The organism is Leclercia sp. G3L (assembly GCF_021117075.1).
Taxonomy (GTDB): Bacteria; Pseudomonadota; Gammaproteobacteria; order Enterobacterales; family Enterobacteriaceae; genus Enterobacter; species Enterobacter adecarboxylatus_C.
On sequence record NZ_CP088265.1, the window covers coordinates 790,465 to 813,119 of the forward strand.

General features: G+C 51.3%; 17 protein-coding genes, 1 tRNA gene and 1 pseudogene. 5 read left to right on the forward strand and 14 right to left on the reverse strand.

Going from position 1 to position 22,655, the window contains the following annotated elements:
• The first annotated feature begins 117 nt into the window (after positions 1–117).
• Positions 118–193: transfer RNA gene (locus LRS40_RS05175), tRNA-Phe, on the forward strand.
• A gap of 90 nt (positions 194–283) precedes the next feature.
• Here LRS40_RS05175 and LRS40_RS05180 read toward each other — a convergent pair.
• Positions 284–2,314 carry an RNA-binding domain-containing protein gene (locus LRS40_RS05180; protein ID WP_231313258.1) on the reverse strand — a complete coding sequence of 677 codons (2,031 nt, stop codon included), beginning with the start codon at positions 2,312–2,314 and terminating at the stop codon, positions 284–286.
• A gap of 170 nt (positions 2,315–2,484) precedes the next feature.
• Here LRS40_RS05180 and LRS40_RS05185 point away from each other — a divergent pair, with 170 nt between their 5' ends.
• Complete coding sequence (locus tag LRS40_RS05185) at positions 2,485–3,075, forward strand: hypothetical protein (RefSeq protein WP_231313259.1); 591 nt, start codon at positions 2,485–2,487, stop codon at positions 3,073–3,075.
• Between the two features lie 71 nt (positions 3,076–3,146).
• On the opposite strand, the pseudogene LRS40_RS24750 reads toward LRS40_RS05185, so the two are convergent.
• Together LRS40_RS24750 and LRS40_RS05190 are read right to left on the reverse strand one after the other, a co-directional pair.
• Positions 3,147–3,263 (reverse strand): annotated as a pseudogene (locus tag LRS40_RS24750) (Fic family protein); the annotation flags it as partial.
• Between the two features lie 504 nt (positions 3,264–3,767).
• The gene (locus tag LRS40_RS05190) at positions 3,768–5,192 is read right to left on the reverse strand and encodes a DUF4832 domain-containing protein (RefSeq protein WP_231313260.1); all 1,425 of its coding nucleotides are present in this window, start codon (positions 5,190–5,192) and stop codon (positions 3,768–3,770) included.
• A gap of 230 nt (positions 5,193–5,422) precedes the next feature.
• Here LRS40_RS05190 and LRS40_RS05195 point away from each other — a divergent pair, with 230 nt between their 5' ends.
• Complete coding sequence (locus LRS40_RS05195) at positions 5,423–6,349, forward strand: hypothetical protein (RefSeq protein ID WP_142487915.1); 927 nt, start codon at positions 5,423–5,425, stop codon at positions 6,347–6,349.
• Between the two features lie 121 nt (positions 6,350–6,470).
• Complete coding sequence (galE, locus tag LRS40_RS05200; protein WP_231313261.1) at positions 6,471–7,487, forward strand: UDP-glucose 4-epimerase GalE; 1,017 nt, start codon at positions 6,471–6,473, stop codon at positions 7,485–7,487.
• Here the strand turns inward: galE and LRS40_RS05205 are convergent, their stop codons facing one another.
• The 11 genes from LRS40_RS05205 to proP form a co-directional block, all read right to left on the reverse strand.
• On the reverse strand, positions 7,488–7,895 hold the full coding sequence (locus tag LRS40_RS05205; protein WP_142487913.1) for a hypothetical protein: 408 nt from the start codon (positions 7,893–7,895) through the stop codon (positions 7,488–7,490).
• A gap of 2 nt (positions 7,896–7,897) precedes the next feature.
• The gene (locus tag LRS40_RS05210; RefSeq protein ID WP_231313262.1) at positions 7,898–9,010 is read right to left on the reverse strand and encodes a glycosyltransferase family 4 protein; all 1,113 of its coding nucleotides are present in this window, start codon (positions 9,008–9,010) and stop codon (positions 7,898–7,900) included.
• A gap of 1 nt (position 9,011) precedes the next feature.
• Positions 9,012–10,223 (reverse strand): glycosyltransferase family 4 protein, encoded by a 1,212-nt coding sequence (locus LRS40_RS05215; protein WP_231313263.1) that lies wholly within the window; start codon positions 10,221–10,223, stop codon positions 9,012–9,014.
• Positions 10,223–11,221, reverse strand: a complete 999-nt coding sequence (locus tag LRS40_RS05220) for a glycosyltransferase family 2 protein (RefSeq protein ID WP_142487910.1) — start codon at positions 11,219–11,221, stop codon at positions 10,223–10,225. The genes LRS40_RS05215 and LRS40_RS05220 overlap by 1 nt, the downstream gene beginning before the upstream one ends.
• Positions 11,218–12,594, reverse strand: coding sequence for a capsular biosynthesis protein (locus LRS40_RS05225; RefSeq protein ID WP_142487909.1), 1,377 nt, complete (start codon positions 12,592–12,594; stop codon positions 11,218–11,220). The genes LRS40_RS05220 and LRS40_RS05225 overlap by 4 nt, the downstream gene beginning before the upstream one ends.
• Positions 12,591–13,802 carry an oligosaccharide flippase family protein gene (locus LRS40_RS05230; RefSeq protein ID WP_142487908.1) on the reverse strand — a complete coding sequence of 404 codons (1,212 nt, stop codon included), beginning with the start codon at positions 13,800–13,802 and terminating at the stop codon, positions 12,591–12,593. The genes LRS40_RS05225 and LRS40_RS05230 overlap by 4 nt, the downstream gene beginning before the upstream one ends.
• A complete protein-coding gene (locus tag LRS40_RS05235) occupies positions 13,799–15,916 on the reverse strand; it encodes a polysaccharide biosynthesis tyrosine autokinase (protein ID WP_231313264.1) in 2,118 nt (705 codons plus the stop codon). The genes LRS40_RS05230 and LRS40_RS05235 overlap by 4 nt, the downstream gene beginning before the upstream one ends.
• A 2-nt stretch (positions 15,917–15,918) precedes the next feature.
• On the reverse strand, positions 15,919–16,476 hold the full coding sequence (locus tag LRS40_RS05240) for a polysaccharide biosynthesis/export family protein (protein ID WP_142487906.1): 558 nt from the start codon (positions 16,474–16,476) through the stop codon (positions 15,919–15,921).
• A gap of 1 nt (position 16,477) precedes the next feature.
• Positions 16,478–17,764, reverse strand: a complete 1,287-nt coding sequence (locus tag LRS40_RS05245; RefSeq protein WP_231313265.1) for an outer membrane beta-barrel protein — start codon at positions 17,762–17,764, stop codon at positions 16,478–16,480.
• Complete coding sequence (locus LRS40_RS05250; protein ID WP_231313266.1) at positions 17,754–19,169, reverse strand: undecaprenyl-phosphate glucose phosphotransferase; 1,416 nt, start codon at positions 19,167–19,169, stop codon at positions 17,754–17,756. The genes LRS40_RS05245 and LRS40_RS05250 overlap by 11 nt, the downstream gene beginning before the upstream one ends.
• 318 nt (positions 19,170–19,487) lie before the next feature.
• A complete protein-coding gene (proP, locus tag LRS40_RS05255) occupies positions 19,488–20,990 on the reverse strand; it encodes a glycine betaine/L-proline transporter ProP (RefSeq protein ID WP_142487903.1) in 1,503 nt (500 codons plus the stop codon).
• A 655-nt stretch (positions 20,991–21,645) separates the two neighbouring features.
• Here proP and kdgT point away from each other — a divergent pair.
• Entirely contained in the window at positions 21,646–22,641 is a 996-nt protein-coding gene (gene kdgT / locus LRS40_RS05260) for a 2-keto-3-deoxygluconate transporter (RefSeq protein WP_142487902.1), read from the forward strand.
• The last annotated feature ends 14 nt before the right edge of the window (positions 22,642–22,655 follow it).

The window sequence follows — 22,655 nt, forward strand, 5'->3', positions numbered from 1 at the left end:
AGATTTGTGCAGAATCGACGCGCAAACCGACAGATTGCCGCAATCTTAAGCAGTTGAACAGCTTTTCCCGAAATAAGGTTGACGACCGTACCTGATTGCGGTTTAATGCGCCCCGTTGCCCGGATAGCTCAGTCGGTAGAGCAGGGGATTGAAAATCCCCGTGTCCTTGGTTCGATTCCGAGTCCGGGCACCACTATTTAGAAGAACCCGCCTATGGCGGGTTTTTTGCTTTTGGAGAATGGGGATCGGGATTTTCCGTTACCTGTTTAGTTTTAGCAAATATTCAAACTGCGCTATATCCCTGCTTCGGGTCATTCTTATACTGTGGAAACGCCAGTTTCAGTTCCCCTTGTTCCACCAACGATTTTAAGTACTGCTGACGCAGCGCGTTAGGGTTGCGACTAAGGATCTGCCCCAGCGCAGCAACGGAAATATACTGCCCCCGACATACGTTGAGGATCACGCTCTTCATCAGCTCCTTATCCCCCAGACGCAGCCTTTCGCGCGGAACTGCAGCCAGCGCAAACAACGCATCTCGAAAAGCATCGGTGAGATTTTCAACATCATCAATATAGGGTCTATCGATAAAGTGGTTAAGCAAACGTCCATACTCATCACGGGATGCGGGTTGATCGTCCTCAGCGTTATATGTGGAGCTTTCCTCGTTATGTGTGGACCTCTGCTCGTTATATGTGGAGTTACCCTCGTTATGTGTGGACCTCTGCTCGTTATATGCGGAGTTACCCTCATTATGTGTAGAGCTCAAAACCACCCCTAACGAGAAAACCTCATCCGGCGTCATCACCGATACGCCAGGTAAGGTGTAATATTTACTCTTCTGTTCACCCCCTGCGACCAGAAAACCTTTACTTTCCAGACGTGGAAGTGTCAACGTGACTTCACGGGAGTGACGAGTTGTTAACTGGCAGGCTCGTTCATGATTGACCCAGCCTTCAATCACCGCTGTTGCAACAATCACCTGTTCAAAATCATCAAGCTGATCGAAGGTCTCACCAAATAGTTGATGTAAATCATCCAGTACATTTTGTGGGATCAGGCTTGCAGTAGAAAGTTCTAATAGCGTCTGTGCAGGAAACGTTTTTTCCCAAAGCTTGGGTGTCCGCCAGTTAACCAATTTCCAGCCGCTGAAAATCTTGGGCATTCCGGAACCAGCCTTCTCACCTAAACCAATCAGCAAAAACATTTGGTGTAGCAATCTGTTGCGGCAATCACTGACACCGCCCGCAATGACATCCTCCAGCGGCAGGCGCATCAAGCCGGGATTGCGAAAGCCAAACATATCGGGACGTTTAACGATCAAAATAGAAACACGGTCAGTAAAATCAGCATGAACCAGCGTGTTGACTAGTGCTTCACGCAACGCGGTATGTACTGGCGTATCTGTTTTACGCTGGCCCTCTTCAAGCATGAACGGGACTTTCAGATCGGCGACCAGCTTTTGGTATACCTTACGATAAAAATCAAACAGGTTTCCTGACCATGTACCGTCCGGACATACCCGATCCACCCAACGCAGCTCCGTTTTAGCTTCGGGTCGTTCCTGATAATCCACCATGTAGTTAGGCGCTGCGGCAGTAATCGCATCCCATTTGCCAAACATGAGAACCCCAGCCAGAGTAATCCCTTCTTTTCCGGTTTCCCTGTCTTTACGCCATCCACCAATCATTTTAAATAGTTCAAACGGCTCACAGGCCAGATAAGGATGCTGCGGGTTATTTGCCGAAAGCAGGTTGCGATAGACTTTCAGGCTGTCCAGATTTATATCGTCCTGAAAGGAGTAGTGTTCAGAAAGTACTTCATTATCGCGGCTGTCGTGAAGCTGCTCTGCAAGCATCCGCTTGACGGTCATATCATCACAAAGGCGATCGCCTTCATGCAGACGTTGATATGTGTTACCAAATGGGGATTTTTTCAGATGAACCGGCTTCTGTTTACGCGTCGCCTGTGGGATATGGATTGCCAGAACATCCTTGCCCTGCAAAAAGACCTGTTGCACATCATTTTCTGATCTCAGCACATTCGCACTGACCCGATCACGATCGTTTAACTGATTAAACAGATCGGTCTTAATCTTTTCAGAATTGATAACACCAACGGGCGTGAACTTACCTGCTTCCTCTTTTACGCCCAGAACCACCCAGCCGCCCCGACCATTCGCCATTGCGGAATAGGTGGGCCAAAAGTCTTTTGGTAACTCACCTTTGCCGTCTTTCCCCCCTGCCAGCTTGAACTCTACCTGTTCCGACTCGACAAGGGTTTGCAGATCTATAATGTCTTTTATTTGCAAAGACATAGAGGTTCCTCTGGCTGAAAACTGTTCGGCTATATCATAACGCATCTGCTGGTTATTCGGTAGCCAGGCTGTGTTAACATAACCTGACTACAAGCTATATAGCCGTAGCAATGAAATTGTACGACAGGTCCAGAACATAATTTGATATTTAATAAATACATGGAGGTTATATGAGTGAGTTCATCAATACATTACTATCATTAATTTCATCTAACTTTTTTAACAAAAAATCAGAAAGTGAAGCGCTGGAGAAATTTCTACTCACATTTTCTCAACCAAATCACGATCCCCGACTTGTCGAATATTATTTCGCTCTAGCAACACACCATCGCTATGCTAAATATCATGAAATTATTTTTATGATGAATACTCGCTATTCATTGGCAACTATCTGGATGTACAAAAGCATTAACTGCATTCAGCAAGTTGTGCAATTTACTGACGATAGGGCAGTTGAAATTACCTCTCAAACTGGATGGCTGGCAAAATCTTCGTTACTGGTTATTGATATATTCTTTGCTACTGCATTTCTACTTTGCACCATGTGGGGAGCGAACGATATAAGCGTAATATATAATGCTATTGGTCATTCTGAGATATCGTTTTCCATGCTATGCAATGCTATCGGCTCAGGTATCGGTGCGATGGTTTCTTTCTTAATACTATCAATGACCGTTTATGGTTGGTGGGAAATCATCAACGCTCGGCCATTCGTTGATTACTATAATTTACATCGAAATAATACTACAGGCACAAATTGACCGTTATTCAGCTTATCTCCGTTATGCCAGCGCCGCAATTGGATAAATACTGGCATAAATTGTACTGTTGTGTGGAAAAAGGCCTTTAGCTGCGTAGACAGGATAGAATGGACACCGGTTGCCAGCCACAAGTGCCGGAGTAACTCCAGCTCCGTCAGCACATCGACCTAAGGGGAGTCAAAGGAGGGGGTTCAAAGTAATTGAATTGAGCCATGATGTTTGGTTATCTCAACTACCTTATGGCGACATCTAAAAAATAATTAAAATATCATTACAACTCATATAGTAACTAACAACCCCATCGAGAATTTTCTCAAAAGCATCTGATCCGACATATCAACTTAAAGCTCAATTCAGGGGTAAAGAATAAACACCCTACAAGTGAGGTGAGTATGTTTTTTCACGCCGTTATATGTGGACTTCGAACCGTTATGAGTGGAGTTCCACCACTATATGTGGACCTGATTCCACACATAACGAATCCTCTATTCGCTAAAATAGCGATTATTCGTGAGAACCATCACAAAAACAAAGCGATTTTATGTGGTGGGCCTTCATGGGGGCGCTGTTTGAGATAAATACCAAAAAAACTAATAATAAACAAGGTGTTAATCGTGGATATAATTCTGAGTCCGGCACCACTATTTAAAGAACCCGCCCAAAAGGCGGGTTCTTGCTATTTTGCACTTTCCTTAGTTAATCATCACCGACGACAGCCTATACCAGCCATCGCTCAGCTTTCCCTCGTTGGCGAGCTGAATACGCGCCTTACCGGTTTTATCCACCAGCGCCACGTCCAGCTGGTAGCGTCCTGCCGCCAGGCCAGGCGGGGTTGCCAGCTGATACGCCGAGCTGTGGCTACCCGGCAGCCATTGACGAATATCATCCCCGGCGTTGCCCTGCACGACCGTGCTTCCGCGCTCGTCCTGTAAACGCCAGGCGAGGGTATAGCGCAAATATATCGGCGCCACGCCGTCGTTTGACCACTGGCTGCTGAGCGAAACGGCCTGTCCGGCACCAGCACTTGCCGGATGGGTCAGCGATACCACCCGGAAGCGATAACCGATCTTCGTCAGCGCCTTATCGAGGATATCGCGGTACACCTGCGGCACGTCGGTAGATTTCAGGTTCAGGGTGCTGGCATGCTGTGCCAGGGCCCAGTCAAAGGTGGCCTGTACCTCTTCCCGGGTATACTTCTGCTCGCTCAGCCATTCCACCATGTGGCCGCAAATCTCCAGGCTGACGGGCGCTTTTTTCCACGCCTGGTTGAACCCCGGCCAGGCCGCCTGTGCCGCCGCAATGCGCTCCGGGTAATCATTGCCCATATGGCTCCAGCTGGAGCTAAAGTTACGCCAGTCGCCCCAGCAGTCCGCACGCCAGCCTGCCCCTCTCTTCGTCGCCCAGGCCACAGAATCATAACCGTTGAGCAGCATGATTTTAGGGGTATCAGGGAAGGCACTGAAGTGCATGTCGACATAGCGATTGAGCAATTCGGGAGGGTAACGTTCCTGCAACGGCTTCAGGGTCGGGAAATTACTGTTGTGCCACTCCCCCCATGAGCCCACCATACCGATATCGATAAAGGCCAGCTCGGGGTTATTGTTATAACGCGCGCCAAAGGCCTGAAGAAGACGCTGGGCGTAGGCAATATAGGTAGGATCGTCCAGATCGGGGACAAAGGTCTTATGATCCGGCGTCCATGTGCCTTTGATCCCCTTGTTGATCAGCCACTCCGGGATCTCAGAGCCTGACTCAGGCCCGTCGAGGATCATAAAACGCAGGCCAACGTTCATTGCCGGCTGATGCGCTGCCGCAGCGGCAAACCCCTCATCCACCAGCGCAAAATTGTACTGCCCTTCCCGCGGTTCAACTTCGCTCCAGTAGTAGCGACGATACTCGAGGCCCGTCGCCGGATACTGCGCGATGCTTAGGTCCTGGTTGTGAAAACGGGCCACGCCATTGCCCGGATTGGTCAGCAGTCCGCCGATGGCTGGAGGATTCACCGTTTGCAGCGGTTCCGCACTCTCCGCCTTCGCCCACCCCGACGAGAGCGCAAGCGCCCCGGCGACCCATAACAAATACCGATTTTTTTTGCATAGCAGATCGTGTAAATGCATCAATGCCTCTTTTCCCGGGAGCGAGTATTACAGGCGCGGCTGACAAGCCCGCGCGAAAGATGACCTCATTTTATTTCATAAGATATATCCCGGACTCACCCTTTTACATTATTTATTTAAAGAAACATTGGTCATATGGTTGTTATACACATGACGTACCGCTTTTCCTCGTGCTGTTTATGACAGCACATTCTGGATTTATTCATATTTCCTCTGAGAAGCAGGATAAAATGTTTAATAAAAATAACAGGATAATCAAAAAGCTGTTCTTCCATGAGTCCTGGGACATCATGGTCATTAACAGCTATGGCCAGCACGTTTTCCCGGAGAACACGCTGGATATCCTCAGTAACGCCAAAGCACAGCAGCTTGATAAAAAATATATCTTCCAGGCCGATCCTTTTATTATTGATAAAGACGATCTGCTGTATGTTTTTTATGAAGCGTTTTCCTTCCTTAACTCAAAAGGGGTGCTGCGCTGCCGCATCCTGAATAAAGATCTGGAAGAGATTGATGACGTGAAGCTGGAAGGGTTTGATGAATTAAAATGTCATCTCTCTTTCCCGTTCCTGTTCCAGCTCGACGGTAAGCTGTTCATGATCCCGGAGTCGGCAGAACGCAAAGAGGTGATTCTGTTCCAGTCCGTCGATTTCCCCGCGCGCTGGGAAAAGGTCAAAGTGCTGGTCTCCGATATGGCCGTCACGGATAACGTCGTCTTCGAGTTGAATGGCGTCAGTTATCTGGTCTCGACGACCATGGATAACGAACTGGTTATTCACACTTCTGATGGCATTCTTGGCGACTGGAAGCTGATCTCCCCAAACCTGGATGTCTGCAACGTGCATTTCAGAGGTGCCGGCAAGCCGTACTCGATCAATAACAAAACCTACCTCTTTACCCAGGAGTGCAATCCTGATGTATACGGAAAATCCATCTTCATCAAAGAATTGACCAGCTTAACCCCGGATAAATATGAAGAAAAACTGGTAGGGAAAATAAGCGCGTCGATCAATAACAGTGATGGTATTCACACCTTAAACTTCACCGACAATTATATTGTCTACGATACCAAGCACCTGACATTCAGCCTGCTCTCTACGCTTAAAAAACTGGCGTATAAAATTATGGTCAACCACCGTAAGCGGCTGCTTAGCTAAGTGACAATATGGGGAAGTCGCACTACGCTAACCAGAGCGGCAAAATAAAACACTGTGAAAGCGCATCTCTGTTACGGCACCTTTTTGTGTCGGCCGGCGATGGCTTTTTGGGGGATTTATTATGGCAATTCTGGTCACGGGTGGCGCAGGCTATATTGGTTCACACACGGTGCTGGCTTTACTGGAGAGAGGTGAAGATGTCGTCGTCATTGATAACCTCTCCAATGCCTCGCAGGAGTCATTAATCCGGGTCGCAGAATTAACGGGCAAACAGCCGGTGGTCTGCATCGCTGATATTCTGGATCGCGACGCGTTAAAAAAACTTTTCGCGCAACATACCATTTCTGACGTTATCCATTTCGCCGGTCTTAAATCGGTTTCAGACTCTATTGTCCGGCCTCTCGCCTATTATGAAAATAATGTCGTCGGAACCATGGTGCTTTTGGATGAAATGCAGCGTGCGGGCGTGTACAGTCTTATTTTCAGCTCATCGGCAACGGTATATGGCAACCCCGAATCCGTTCCTTTAAGCGAACAGTCCCGCACCGGCGGTACCACGAATCCGTACGGTACCTCCAAGCTGATGGTGGAGCATATTTTACGTGACTTCTCCGTTGCCGAGCCGTACTTCAGGATCGCCTGCCTGCGCTATTTCAATCCCGTTGGCGCACACCCCTCCGGGCGTCTGGGGGAGGATCCGAACGGTATCCCGAATAACCTTGTGCCCTATATTTCACAGGTGGCCATCGGCAAGCTGGCGTGCCTGACCGTCTTTGGTGATGATTATCCAACGCCGGATGGCACCGGCGTGCGTGACTATATTCACGTGATGGATCTCGCCTATGGCCACCTTGCCGCGCTGGATCATAAAGATGACGGCGAGGCGTTTAAGGCCATCAATCTCGGCACCGGGGTGGGCTATTCAGTGATTGACCTGATCAGGGCCTTTGAAAAAGCCGCGCAGACCAAAATCAACTACCGGATTGTCGGCAGGCGTTCCGGCGACGTGGCAGAGTGCTGGTCGGATTCATCGCTGGCGCGCCAGCAGCTGGGATGGCAGGCCACGCGCAACCTCGAGGAGATGATGCGCGACGCCTGGAACTGGCAGAAGAACAATCCCGGGGGCTACAGCGCCTGATTACTGATATTTCAGGTTGAGCCACCAGTCCCAAATCCCGACGTGATAGTTCTGGAAAACGTCTATGCCCAGTGCGGATTTGATCATATACAGCGTCAACAGCACGCAACACAGCAAGAACAAGGTGGCAAACAGGATCAGAAACGTCACCACGATCCGCGACAGCTTTGACTCCGGACGCGAGCGAGCACGGTGATCCCGCCCCAGTAAGAACACCATATAGAGGCGTTTGCCGAAGAAAGGAAAACTTTTACGGACATCGATGCGGTGGCGCGACGCCAGGGTAATCGTGATGATGGCGCTCTCGATCTCCTCTTTTTGCTCCGGGGTCAGCTGGGCGCTAACATCCTTATCAAGCACTTCATAAAAACGGTCGATAACAACCGGGTTTCTGGTCTTACTGGTCAATTTTAACCTATTTTTTTATCTAATCTATGGTAAATGGATACGGTTTTCCTGGCGATTTCATCCCAGTTGTAGCGCTGCAGAAAATCGCCATAATCAATCCGTGGAGAGTTCGCCCACCGGGTCATTTTGTCTGCCAGGTCAGCGACATCACCCAGCTTAAAACTGGTCTCAGCCGGTAAGCCGACCTCAAGGTTCGGCAAAATATCGCTCACCACCACCGGCAGCGAAAACGACATCGCCTCCAGCAGCGCAATAGGTAATCCCTCATGGTAAGAGGGCATCACAAACAGCGAGGCCTGTGAGAAGATGACCTGCAGCGCCTCGCCTTTTAAAAAGCCGGTCATGACGACGCCAGGCGTCTGAAACGCCAGCTGCTTCAGGTGTATGCTGTACTCCGTGTCATGATCCGCATCCCCGACCAACACCAGCGGCAGCGTCAGGCCCGACTGTTGATAAGCGGCAATGGCATCATGCATCCCCTTCTCTTCAACGAACCGCCCGACCATCACGATATAACGCCCGGGCTGCAACGCATAACGCCCGAGGATCCTGTCGATCGTCTCGTCAGCCAGCGGCGCCGGCACATTAGCGCCGTTATAAACCAGATGCGCATCATAGCGATGGTATTTCTGCTGGATCAGCTGGTTGATCACCTCAGAAATGACAATCACTTCGTTGGCATACTTCACCGCCACTTTCTCACCGAGCATCAGGATTTTTTTCGCCATCCTGCCCCACTTCTGGCGCTCGTAGTCCGGCCCATGATGGGTAAAGACCACGCGTTTGCCCAGCAGGCGTAACAGCGGCACCACGAGGCCGGGTCCGATGGCGTGAACATGCACAATATCGGATCGGTCAACAAATGTCCTCAACGCCGCAATAACAGAATGCACAATGGCTTCGAAACTGCGTTTTTTAGGCGCCCAGAGCGCCAGCGTCTCGACGTTTTTATAACTCGAGCGCCGGTAGGGCACGTAGGGTGACCGGGCAATCACGCAAATCTCCACGTCGTATTGCTGCCGGATAGCCGGGTACAGGTTCTGACAATGGGTTTCGACGCCGCCTAATACATCGGGGATCCCGCGTGTACCCAATACCGTGATTTTTTTTGGCATATTATGGCCTGTCGAGCAGTGCGCGATAGAGCGACTGCAACGTTTCCATGTGCTTGCGCAGTGAGTATTTCTGGCAAAGCCTGACCCGACCTTTCAGCCCCATCTCGTGGGCCTGCGCCGGGTTTTCCGCCATCACGTCCAGCGCATCGGCCAGATCCTGAGCGTTGCCAGGTTCAAACAGCAATCCTTCCACACCGTGACGTATCTGCTCCGGGATCCCGCCAATGCGGGCCCCTACCACCGCCCGGGCGAATGACATCGCCTCCAGCACCGCCATGGAGCAGTTTTCATAACACTCTGATGGCAGCACCACGGCCCGGGCGTTTTGAATCAGCGCATCCAGCGCCGGGCCCTGTTGCACATAGCCGAGGAACTCCGCGTTGGGATAGTCCACCACCATCTCGTCATACAGCGGCCCGTGGCCGACGATTTTTAACGGCATTTTATTGCGCATTAACTGATGCGCCCGGGTCAGGGTCGGAACCCCTTTCTCCGGACTCAGGCGCCCGACGTACAGCAGATAACCCTGATCCGCACCCGCCTCTGGCGTGTGGCTGTCGTCTATACCGTTCACAATCACATCGATGCGGGAATCCGGGAGCGAGCGTTTCAGCTCGTTACGCAGAAACTCGCTCGGGGAGACAATCACGTCCAGCGCCTGATAATTTTGCGCGATGTACTGCCAGGTCGCTTCTAACGACAGCAGCAGACTCTTCGCCGCCGAGCCCTCCTGACAGCGATAGCGAAACGCATTAAATACGCTGCCCGTCACGCACGCATCGCACACTTTGCCGTCGCGCAGCATCGAGTACGACGGGCACATAATCTTATAGTCGTGGGCGGTTAAGACGGTTCTACAGCCGAAGTCCCGGGCTACCTTGATCAGAGCCGGGGTCAGCTGGTGATAGATATTGTGGAAATGGACGATCTCCGGGCGCGTCTGCTCGAGCAGCGCCTGCATTTTTTTACAGGCTTCGCGGTTGTGAATAAAGCTGATGGCGGTCTTCACCCCCGCCAGCAGCCCGCCCTCTTTGTGATAATCGACATTGCTGACGAAGTAGTCGGCATAGTCAGATGGAAAGTTCTTCTCATGCTGCATGGAGAAATCGATCACCTCCACACCGGCCTCTTTCAGCATATTGCGTTCCTGAAAATAGACCGTCTCCGCTCCTCCCTTGATAAAGAAGAACTTATTCACCAGTAAGACTTTCATTACTCTACCTGTTCATGAATAACTTTATTGTCCGGCGGAACCCGGGGATCGCGCTGCGGGTGGAAAAGACCTTTCACCAGCCCGGCAGAGAGCACGGCAAGGTTGATTACGCTATTCAGGCCGTTTTTTAATGAGCGGTTCTGAATGGTTTTTAGCAGGATAAAGGCCAGCAGCGGCAGCAGCGCGATATCAATCAGGCTGACGTCGAAGGTGAAGAATGCAATCAGCACGATGAAGATGTAACTCGCAAAGATCACTTCGTTTTTCACCAGCATCAGCGCATCGCGGAACCAGGGTTTACCCCACGCGCTGCGCAACAGCTCACCGGGCGCCTGATGGAAGCCGCTTTTCCAGCGATAGCGCAGCATCCTGAAGGTCGGCATCGTATAGGAGGTATGACGAAAATAGGGTACGTTCAGGCGATGCAGTTTATAGCCTGCGGTCAGCAGGCGAATGCCTAACTCCGCCTCTTCATAGGCGTGCAGGCTGCGGTTGGTGAGATAACCAATATCGGCAATCGCCGACAGACGATAAAGGCCGCCGCCGCCCAAATGATCGTTATCGCCCAGCGGGTAGATTTTATTGATGCGCTGCTTGCGGGAGGTAAATTCATAGTTTGAGGCGTCGTCCATCTCCACCGTACCGGCCACGCCAGCGTACGTCGGGTTGTTCTGCAGAAACGCCACCGCATGATCGATAAAACCGGGCTCCAGCTCCATGTCGCCATCCATCAGCAGGATAAACTCCCCTTCGCTGTGAAGGTAGCCCAGCTGATGCCCGACACCGCAGCTGCGGTCCGCCGGTTCGGTTAACGACACCACCATCACCCCTTTATCGCTCGCCAGCTGCTGGGTGTTGTCCGTTGAAAGACTGTCAGCAACAATAATTTTATGCGGATACTCACCGATCTGGCTGCGAATACTGTCGATGGTTTTCTCAATACACTCGGCTTCGTTAAAGGTTTTGATACTTACGGTAATAAAGGGTTTGTACATCAATAGTGCCCCGTATAACGGCGTACGGTCCGGCGAATAATCAAACTGGAACCTAACGACATGTAAAACAAGAACTGCAACATCGGCGTGATCATCATTATCTGGCTGTACGGCAGGCTGAGCAGACAGGCAATGGCGAAGACGTTAAACGCTGGCGCGAAACTCAGAAGGTGAACGTCAGGCGCATCAAGCTGTTCAACCGACAGCACCGGTTCGGGCCGGGCCGCCTTAAGGGTGTAGATAATCAGGCCCACAAACAGCAGGGTCCCCACCACACCGACTTCCCATAGCAACATACTCAGGGAAGTACTATCGAGATACAGGTTGTAATACTGATGCAGGAAGCCCGGCGAGACGGAACTGCCGCTGTTGGTGGCGTTCAGGCCATAGCCGAACAGCGTTCCCGGCAGCCCCGACAGATCGTTATGCTGTATCCAGAACAGCAGGGAGGTGAATCGTCCCACTTCCCCGCCCGGCGTAATGAAATCGGGATCGAAGATGTAGTCCATGGAACCGAGGAAGACTTCAAAAGGGTTATCCGCCGTGTCGCCGCCATAGGCTGACGAGTAGGAGTAGGCCAGGGCGATGACCGCCACCACGATCAGCAGCGCCATGCCGATCAGAATAGAGAGCAGCACGGTTAAGTTGACCTTGCTTGCCTCTTTGACCCAGGAGGGCGTCAGCCACACCCAGCCCAGCAGCAGCGGCGACAGCAGGATCACGAATTTCACTTCGCCAATGATGCACATCACAAACCCCAGCACGATATGCAGCGCCATAGATTTAAAGCTGGTCAGCCCATGCTTATATTCCGAGACTTTCAGCAGCATGATCAGCAGACAGAACAGCCCCATAGCGGCCGTGTTACCGCCCCCCATAGGATCGCCGCCAAAGGTCCCCACTACGGAGTCCCATTTTTCGCCCTCGCCATACAGCGCCACGCGCTCCGGCAGGACAAAGATCAGCTGGTAAATGGCCACCGGGAACTGAATATAAAAGACCCAGTACAGCGCGCGAGTCACCTGATAGATCTGCGATTCCCGGCAGAACCCGAGCAGCAGGCAGACCATCACCAGCGACAGCCCAATTTCGTTTTTGAACCCGACGAGGGTAATCAGCGCCCCGCCCTGGAAGAGCGTTGAAATGACGGACAGCACGATAAAGGCGCCATACAGCGTCAGGATGATGGCCTCCTGGGCATCCAGCCGCAGGGGTTCATCGCGGGTCTGCAATACCAGGAAACCGGCCATCAGCAGCGTCATGACAAAGGGTAGCCACAGTACCGCCAGCTCACCGGTAAAATACTGCACCAGCCCGCAGAAGATCAGGGTAAACAGCGCGAAGGTCTGTAAATAATGTCCGGTATTAAGATTCATGATGCCACTGACCCGTTTTTCAGAATGTCGGCGCGCTTATTCACCTTCAGATAGATGAAGGCGTAGCGAATGAACGTCAGAATCGAAAATAAGATGATGGAGGTCGCATAGTCATTGTAGAGATACGGCACGACGACAAACGCGATGACCACGATCGCCAGTTGCTCAAGCTGGATCCGCAGGAAATAGCGGTGCGAGCCGAAAATCAGCTCTATCACCGTCAGCGGACAGACCGCCAGCGCCGGGAACAGGTACGGCAGCATATAGCGCGAGGTGGGCACAGAGGCAATCCACTCCTCGCTGAAACCCAGATTCATCACAATCGGATAGAAGATAAATACGCCCAGCGTGCAGACCACGCCCAGCACCAACAGCAGCAGACGGACCTTCGTGTACTCTTCGTAGTTGAAGATGTTGTTTCTGAAATCAATCGACCACTTCGAGAAAATGGTATTGCGCACCGCATTGCCGATAATCACCACCGGGGCCAGGCAGAAGCGGCTGACCACCGAAAAGTAACCCGCCGTTAAGGCCGAGAACCAGAAGTTGATCAGCATAATCGGCAGGTTGTTGCTCGCCATCGCCAGTACTTCTGCACTGCCCACCTTCGTGACGTGATGAATATTTTTTTTCAGGAACGCCAGGTTACTGGAGGGCCGCAGGTGATGCAGGGTGATAGAGCGAATATCAAATGTCCGCAGGATGCAGGCGCTGGTCAGCACCATCATCAGGATCGCCCACATCCAGTAAAATGCCATCACCTGTTGGGTGAGCAGGACAGAGACTACCACCACTACCGAGACGGAGATGCGCTGGACCACCAGAAAGCGAAAGTTCGCCGTACGCAGCGACAGGTTTTCTGCCACCAGCACCCAGGTATTCGAGAGCGTAAGCAGGTAAAGGAACAGCACATTCTGATGAAACAGCCAGCCCGTCAGCACGGCATAGGGGATGGCAATCGTCAGGCTTTGCAGGAGACAAAACACCACGTTCTGGGCCAGTTCGTCATCCTGCTGCCGGGGAATTAACAGCTGCGAGGCAAAGGTGCATACCTGTGCCCCGATCAGGGCAATACTGTAATTGAGCGCGTAGAGCCCCACTTCGCCAAGATCGTACTTATGCGAAATGAGCCAGATCGACAGGGCGCCAATCAGTTGTGAAATAACTGATGACCCTGCGATCGTGGAAGCGCTCCTGAGCAGACTCATGCCCGGCCTGTGTTATTCATCAGTTCATGCGTATGGTAGTTAAGTGAACGCAGCCCCTCTTTGCTCTCCAGATTTTTATCCACCACCTGATTCAGCACCCCACCAATCACCACGCAGCGATTGCTGACGGCTTTATCAATGGCATGTCCAACGGTGTCGGCACTGTTCTGGCCCGCTTTCAGGACGAAGATCAGACCGTCCGTCACTTGGCTCACCAGCTGCACTTCCTGGCTCTGATTCACCGCGGCCACATCAATGATGATGCGCTGGTAACGGCTGCGCAGCGTCCCGAGCAGCGGTTTCAAGCGTTCGGGCGACAGCAGCAACAGCGCAGAGATCGGCGTATTGCCGCGCGGCAGGAAGTCGAGCTTATCGTTGACCTTCACCAGCACGCTGTCGGTATCGCTGTCGCCGCGCAGGACTTCCGCCACGCCCGGCGCCTTCGGTGAGCCCAGCTCGCCCGACAGACCGTCATTGTTGAAGAAGTCCATGTCGATCAGCAGCGTTTTCTGGTCAAAGCTAAAGGAGTTCGCCAGCAGGTTCGCCAGTAGCGTCCGCCCCTCTCCGGCTTCCGCCGACGTAACGGCAATAACCTGCAACGGGTGACTGCTCAGCATGATCTGCGTGCGCATGCTGTGAATGATGTCGGCATTCAGCGGATCGCTGGTAATCAGATCGCGGATCTTGCCTCGCCCTCCCACGCCCTTAAAGCGGCGGATCTCACCCAGCGGCACCAGGTTAAGGCGCTTTTGCATCTGGCTGAGGGTGTTCACTGAGCGATCCGTGGCGGCTTTCACCATGACGTACATCACGTAGAAGAGCATCACCAGCAGCACGATCATCAGCATCAGCAGCGGTTTATTTGGCTTAACAGGACGCGCGGCGGGCACGGCAGGATCGTAGAGCTCCGCGTCAGCATCGGTATAGGTACCCGGCAGCGTCAGCTCCTGCGTACGCTGGTAGATCACCTTGTACATCTCTTCCGTCTTATCCAGCGCCAGCTTTAGCTCGTTGTAACCTTCGCGCTTCATCGACAGCCGCTGGAAGTTCTCTCTCTGCTCATCCAGCTGCTTCTGGTAATTTTTTTCATCCGCCACCGCCGCCTCGTAGTTCTGGCGTAATCCGGCCTCCTGCTCTCTGAGCGTCATCGCCGTTTGCGCCTGGATCGCGCCGATACGCGCCCGGGCCTGGATCACTTTGTCATGCTGCGGTCCGTAGGTTTTCTCCAGTTGCGAAAGCTCGCTGTTCGCCTGGATCAACGCAATGCGTAAATCCTGGATCTGGGCATGATTTGAAATCGACGGCAGCGAGATGGCCTTACCGCCACCGGAACGCACTTCGTTATAGATAGATTCTGCCGCCACCCGGCGTTCGGTAGCATTTGCCAGCCGGTTGGTGACAATGCCCATCTGTTCAGTTTCAAAACCGTCAACGCCGCGGAAGGTCAGTAACCCCGCTTTCGCCAGATAATTATCCAGCGCCGTTTTTTGCTGGATCATTTGCTCCTTGAGCAGCGCCAGCTTGTGCTGGGTATCTTCACTGGCCTGCAGCGTTTTCTGCTGCTTGAGCCCCAGGCTGTAATTGATAAACGACTCGGCCACCCCGTTGGCAACGTCTGCCGACAGCTGCGGGGAGGTGGACTCATACGAGACGGTGGCAAGATGGGTGGTACGCACGCTGTTAATGGTGAGGTTTTTACCTAACGTCTTGAGCGCATTTTCAACCCGCTGCTGCTCGTTCTCTTTCCCCGTTGCACCATCGTCGCCCCCGTTGAAAGCCGGATTTTGATCCAGCTTCAGGGTACGCACCGCCTGTTCCAGCACCACGCGCGACTGCATCAGCGCGTTTTGGGTTTCGTAGTAGCCGTTACGGGTGGAGTCATACCCCTCAACCTTCTGGAAAGGGGTCACATTATCGGGCTGGGCTTTAAGCAGGACCGTTGCCGTAGAGACATATTTTGACGGCATTAAACTCATTAGTGGCCAGGCAATCGCCCCGGCAATGACGCCGGAGAGAATGATTTTCCAGGAGTTCTTTTTAATTTCACTGGCAAATCTGGAGATATCGATAGCGCTTTCTCGCTTTTTGCCATTTTCCACTATTGATAGTTTCATGGTCAGAAGAACCCTATGCCAATAATTACGAGATCACCGGGGAGCACGGAGTGAGTCACATCAACATTTTCGAGTAACTCGCCAGTGGATGATTGTCGAATACTAAGGTCACTGCGGTCTGCACGGTCGGTATATCCTCCGCCTAAGGCGATAGCTTTTTCCACGGTCAGCCCTGGTTCATAGGCATAACCATTGGGATTCTCGATCTCACCAGAGATATAGAATTTGCGGAATTCAGCAATATTCACGGTCACCATGGGATTGAGCACAAACCCTTTGCGCAGGCGTTGCGTAATCTCTGCATCAACCTGACTTGCGGTTTTGCCCTTTAATTCCAGCTTGCCAATATAGGGGTAATTAATAGCCCCACTATTATCAAGTACTACCTTCATGGTCAGGTCAGGTTGACCGGCAACGTTAATGTTGACGGTATCGCCAGAGCCCAGTAAATAATTTGCTGTATCAACCACGCTATTGTCCATTAACGTCGGCTGTGGTGATTTGCAGCCGGCGAAAACAACGCTGAGGAGTAAAAACGCGCACAGTTTCATTATTTTCATTTTAAATCTGAACCTTAGCTGTAAGCATAATCAAAGATTGATCATAGCCCAACGTTTCAGTCACTACGCGGTCATCGTTGGGGCCGATGGTAAACGTATCTGTATCTTTATTAGACTTAAGCGTATCAAGATGATATTCCACACCAAAGTTAATCGATGGTGTGAGGTCATAACCTACGATAAATGAAAACACGCCATTCTTGTCGTGACGATCCTTGTCCTGATCTTTGTAGTCTTCTGTAATGTATGCATAATCAAGCAACGTCGTTAAACGGTTGTTCATCCATAGATGTTTGTAAGAAATACCGTATTCCGTTACTAAATTATATCCTCCCGCTTCGGAAGGGTCCTTAATACTTTGGGATGTTCTTAATGTAAAAAGTGACTGTTGCAAAGGTCTCCATTCACCTAGAATATCCCAGTTAATCCCGTTGAAATCCTTCGACCCGGGGTTATTTTCAAAGGTTTTATAGAGCCACGACACGTTCGCATCGACGTTTGTTTTGCCCGTTAGCTGCGATTGAACGCCGTATCGCAAATAATATTCATTACTGTCTTTTTCTGACGCATGGCCATAACGAAACTGGTTGGTAATAAAACTATAGCGAAAACGCGTCTTAGATGTGTACTGATCGAAAATTTCTGCAATCAGCGTATTTTCGTCCCACTCCTGCTCATCGATATATTCTGCAAAGTCCGCATCCTGGCTTTCAACCTGACCGGTATTGCCAAAGGTCCACTTGCGGTGCATCAACGCCAGGTCTGCTCTTCCACGTCCGTCCGGCGCACCATAACTATAGCGTAGCTCGCTGTTGAATAGATTGGTGGTTAAGGGTGACTTGACGCCAAATTGCCGGAACTGTTCCGGCAGGAACCCTTCCGTCACGCCGCGCCCGCGTGCCTCATGGCCGAGTGAATCTTCGAGATTCAGGGTCAGGCCATGCATCAAACCAAAGCGCCAGTCGCCTTTGAAGCGGAAAACGTGGTCATCGTAATCATCCGCAGAATTGCTGGAGTAGTGACGATAGTCCCCGGAGTACATCAGCAGATACTTATCCTGCCCACGCTCCCCGTTCAGGCTGATAACGGGCTTGAGGCTCTGGAAGTCGGAGCCTTTCGCATCGCTGTCATCGTGCTGGTAGGTCACGTTATCGTTATGCCCGTAATCAACAGCGACGTTGCTCTGAAAGTCGATGCCCGCAAAGCCGATGTGTGATTTTGGCGTTAATTCTGCCAGGGCGACCGGAGACGCTATAATCCCAGCGATAATAATAATTTTAGTATGCATTCTTACCGACAAATCCCTTAAAAATGGTTTTAATGATGATTTTTATATCTAACCAAAAGGACCAGTTCTGAATATATTCAATGTCGTACTGGACTCGCTTTTCCATTTTGTATAGCGCATCAATTTCGCCACGATAGCCATTAATTTGCGCTAAACCTGTGATCCCAGGCTTTACTTTATGGCGAATCATGTAGTTTTCGACCTGCTTACGGTAAAGCTCGTTGTGCGCCACAGCGTGCGGCCGTGGACCGACAATAGACATATTCCCTTGTATTACATTAATGAATTGCGGCAGTTCATCCAGAGATGTCCGACGTAAGAATGCGCCAAAGCGGGTGACCCGAGGATCGTCCCGTGTCGCCTGTACCACCGTGTCGGTATTTTCCATCACCTTCATCGTCCGGAACTTCCAGACTTTAATCTTCTGCCCGCTCAGGCCATAGCGATCCTGTTTGAAGAAAACAGGCCCACGTGAAGTGAGTTTGATACCTATAGCAATAGCGATCATTAACGTGGCAATCATTACCATAATCACGCTGCCCAATACCAGATCTTCTGCTCGTTTTATAAACGACCCGCCCCCGTCCAGCGGGGAGGTAAAAATGCCAATGGTCTGCAGGTTGTGGATGGAACGGATCTGGGAGGTATTAGTGCTGTAGGCGTAAAAGTCCGGCACAATATAGGTGTTGACCGTGGTATCAGACATCATCGCCAGAAAATGGCGGATGCGCTCCAGGGCCACCATCGGCAGGGCAATATAGATCTCGTCGACTCTGCTGGCTTTGGCTTCTTCAACCAGCTTGATCACCGGCCCGTTATAGGGGCTGGTAATTCTGGTGGCCAGTTCGCCGAGCCGCTCAGGACCGCGTTCATCGTAGAAGGCCAGGTCCAGCTGCACATCAGAGTACTCCAGGCGCAGCGCCCGCTCAGCCGCCAGGCCGTTATCCGTAATGCCGATAATAGCCACCCTTATTTTCTTTTTTGCCGACAGCTTGAAAATAATCAGACGGACGACGTAGAGAAAAGGGATCGGCGAGGCATACCAGAGCGGCATAGCAGGTATATTACGCACATCGATAAAGCTGACGTAGCCCAGAGCGTATAATTTCGCGACCAGCAGACGCACCAGGCCGATAAAAAGAATGGCAAAAAAAGCCGTCAGAAAGAGGCGTCTTTGGTTACGCAACTTGTTGTTTTTAGGACGATAGAGATAGCACTGCGTGTATTCACCAAACAGTAAAAAAGCGGTGGAGTACAATAAGCTGATCAAAATTACAGTATCGAAAGACTCCATTTTCAATACCCACCCACTCAGCATTAAAATTAAATTAATTGAGAAGAAATCAATTAATTTAATGAATACCGAGTATCCTCCATGGGTAATCTTTTGCGAATTTCTCAGCATGTCCAGACCTACTTATAATTAAGCTTGGTATTATTTTTTTGTTGTACTAATTGCATAAGCAAATAGTTTAGAAAATAAAATGCTGTTTCATGCAAGGGAGAGTGACAGGAATTGTCAACACCCTGTGTAATGCCTGCGTTTACAACTATGTCGGTGTAAAACTCAGCATACACACCCCTAATAGAGAAGAAAGCGTCGATTTTATAGAGACATCCGCTTATATACAGCGTAAGCACTATTCAATAAAATCGCCAATAAACTTTCGTTGTATTCCATTTGGATATGAAAAAAAAACCCGGCCGAAGCCGGGTTTTTTATTTACTCATTTATGCGGGGATGTTGATCGACCAGTCTGGAACGCTTCGCCTGTAGCTCGGCAATTTCAGCATCGATATCTTCTATCTTCTGCTCAATGTTGTCGTGGTGCTCGCGGAGGATCTCTTTGGCTTCCTGAAGGTCAGACGCAGCAGGCGTCGCCCCTTTCAGCGGCAGGTTCGCCGTCTCTTTCATGTAAATACCGGTAATCAGGCCAATCACCGCAATCACCATCAGATAGTAGGCAGGCATCATCAGGTTCTGGGTGCTCTCCACCAGCGAGGCTGCCAGCGTTGGCGTCAGACCGGCAATCAGTACCGAGATGTTAAAGGCCGCCGCCAGCGCGCTGTAACGGATATGCGTCGGGAACATCGCCGGCAGCGTCGAGGCCATCACGCCAATAAAGCAGTTGAGGATCACCGCCAGCATCAGCAGGCCGGCAAAAATCAGGCCGATCACATCACTGTTAATCATGATGAAGGCCGGGATAGCCAGCACAAAGAGCGCGATACTGCCGAAGATAATGAACGGACGACGTCCGAAGCGGTCGCTCAGCAGGCCCATGATCGGCTGCACAAACAGCATCCCCACCATGATGGCGATGATGATCAGCACGCCGTGATCTTCTGAGTAGTGCAGGTTGTGCGAGAGGTAGCTCGGCATGTAGGTCAGCAGCATGTAATAGGTCACGTTGGTGGAGATCACCAGACCAATACAGGTCAGCAGGCTACGCCAGTGGCGAGTCGCGATCTCTTTGAACGAGACTTTCGGTCCATCCTGCAGACCTTCGCGATCGCCCTGCTCCAGCTTTTCAACATGCTGCTGGAACGCCGGGGTCTCTTCTAACGCGTGACGCAAATAGAGGCCAATAAGCCCCAGCGGCAGCGCCAGGAAGAACGGAATACGCCAGCCCCAGGAGAGGAAGTTCTCTTCGCCCACCACGGTGGAGAGCAACACCACTACGCCCGCACCCAGCACGAACCCGGCGATGGAACCAAAGTCGAGCCAGCTGCCCATAAAGCCGCGCTTACGGTCCGGAGAGTATTCGGCAACAAAAATAGATGCCCCGGTGTACTCACCCCCAACCGAGAAGCCCTGAGCCATCTTACACAGCAGCAGCAGGATGGGTGCCCAGATGCCTATGCTCGCATACGACGGGATCAGGCCGATACAGAACGTACTGACCGACATAATCACTATCGTGATAGCGAGGATTTTCTGGCGACCATACTTGTCCCCCAGCATCCCGAAGAACAGCCCCCCTAACGGGCGGATAAGGAAAGGAACAGAGAACGTCCCGAGCGCGGCAATCATCTGCACGCTGGGATCGGCACCAGGGAAGAAGACTTTACCCAGCGCGTAGGCCACGAAGCCATACACACCGAAATCGAACCATTCCATCGCATTACCGAGCGAGGCGGCGGTGATCGCTTTGCGCAGTTTCCCGTCATCAATAATGGTGACGTCGCGCAGGGTGATCGGTTTAACTTTTTTCCTTTTCAGCATGGCTATCCTCGTTGACTAAGCCCAGTCCTCACCACAGCGCCTAAAAAGTGCGCTCTGTGGAACCCGGGAAGCGCCTCATGCGCATTCTCCTTTCTCAAGCGTAGCAGGTTTACTTACACTGACCTTTCGGAGCGGTACAACCGAACCTGTGACGCCTGTCTGGGCTGTTAATGATGCCTTTACCCTACCAGCGTTTATATTTGTGATCAACTTCACATATATTTTTAAGGTTTCTACCAGAAGTGTCAAAAGTGTAAATACAGCGTAATGCGTTGTTTCTTATACCCGGCGCTGAAAATATTCTTTCAGGCGTTATTATTTGCTACCAAATCAAAAAATAACGACATTTTTTTACAATGCATTCACAGCCATTTTAATAATCAAGAAGCAAATATCGTGTTTCCTTAAAATATGTGATGGAGATAACTAAAACACTGTTTTATTTTCATTGAATCATCATTCCAACGATCGCATCATAAGCCCGTCAAAACGAGTCTGGTGACCTTCAAGCGAAGGTTTAAAAATCCAAACTGGTTATATCTGCTGTATGAACGACGAATCGCCTGACGCATATTTGTCACAATTCGTTGAATTCATTAGATTATTAAATATCACTTGTCCGCGGGCGATGCGTGATGAGATGTGAGGGTTAATGATGAAGATTAAAGCCGCGATTGAACGCATCCCCGGAGGGATGATGCTGGTACCGCTGGTACTGGGTGCAATTTTAAATACCTTAGCACCTAATACCGGAGCCTATTTTGGTGGTTTCACCAAAGGCATGATTACCGGGACAGTTCCGATTCTGGCGGTATGGTTCTTCTGTATCGGCGCCTCCATTAATTTACGGGCAACGGGCACAGTATTACGTAAATCCGGTACGCTGGTGATTACCAAAATTGCCGTAGCCTGGATTGTGGCGATGGTTTGCGCCATGTTTATCCCGGAAAATGGTATTCAGACCGGCTTCTTCGCCGGCCTCTCCGTGCTGGCGATTGTCTCTGCAATGGACATGACCAACGGCGGCCTGTATGCCAGCCTGATGAACCAGTACGGCACCAAAGAAGAGTCCGGCGCCTTCGTTCTGATGTCTCTGGAATCTGGCCCGCTGATGACCATGCTGATCCTCGGCTCCGCCGGTCTGGCCTCCTTTGAACCGCACCACTTTGTCGGCGCCGTCCTGCCGTTCCTGATCGGTTTTGCCCTCGGCAACCTCGACCACGATCTGCGTGACTTCTTCAGCAAAGCGACCCCGGTTCTGATTCCGTTCTTCGGCTTCGCGCTGGGTAACACCATCAACCTGAACGTGATTCTGGATACCGGCCTGCTGGGTATCGTGCTGGGTGTGGCGGTTATCATCATCACCGGTATCCCGCTGATTATTGCCGACCGTGTAATCGGTGGAGGGAATGGTACTGCGGGTGTCGCCGCCTCGTCCGCAGCGGGTGCCGCCGTGGCGAACCCGGTCATTATCGCCCAGATTAACCCGGCCTTCGAACCGGTTGCCGCTTCCGCCACCGCGCTGGTTGCCGCGAGCGTCATCGTGACGGCGATTCTGGTGCCGATTATTACCGCCCTGTATGCCAAACGCTTTGGCAAAGTCCCAGAAAATACCGCGGAACAGAGCCCGGTTGAATCACTGCACCACTAATACGTAGCCCTCTC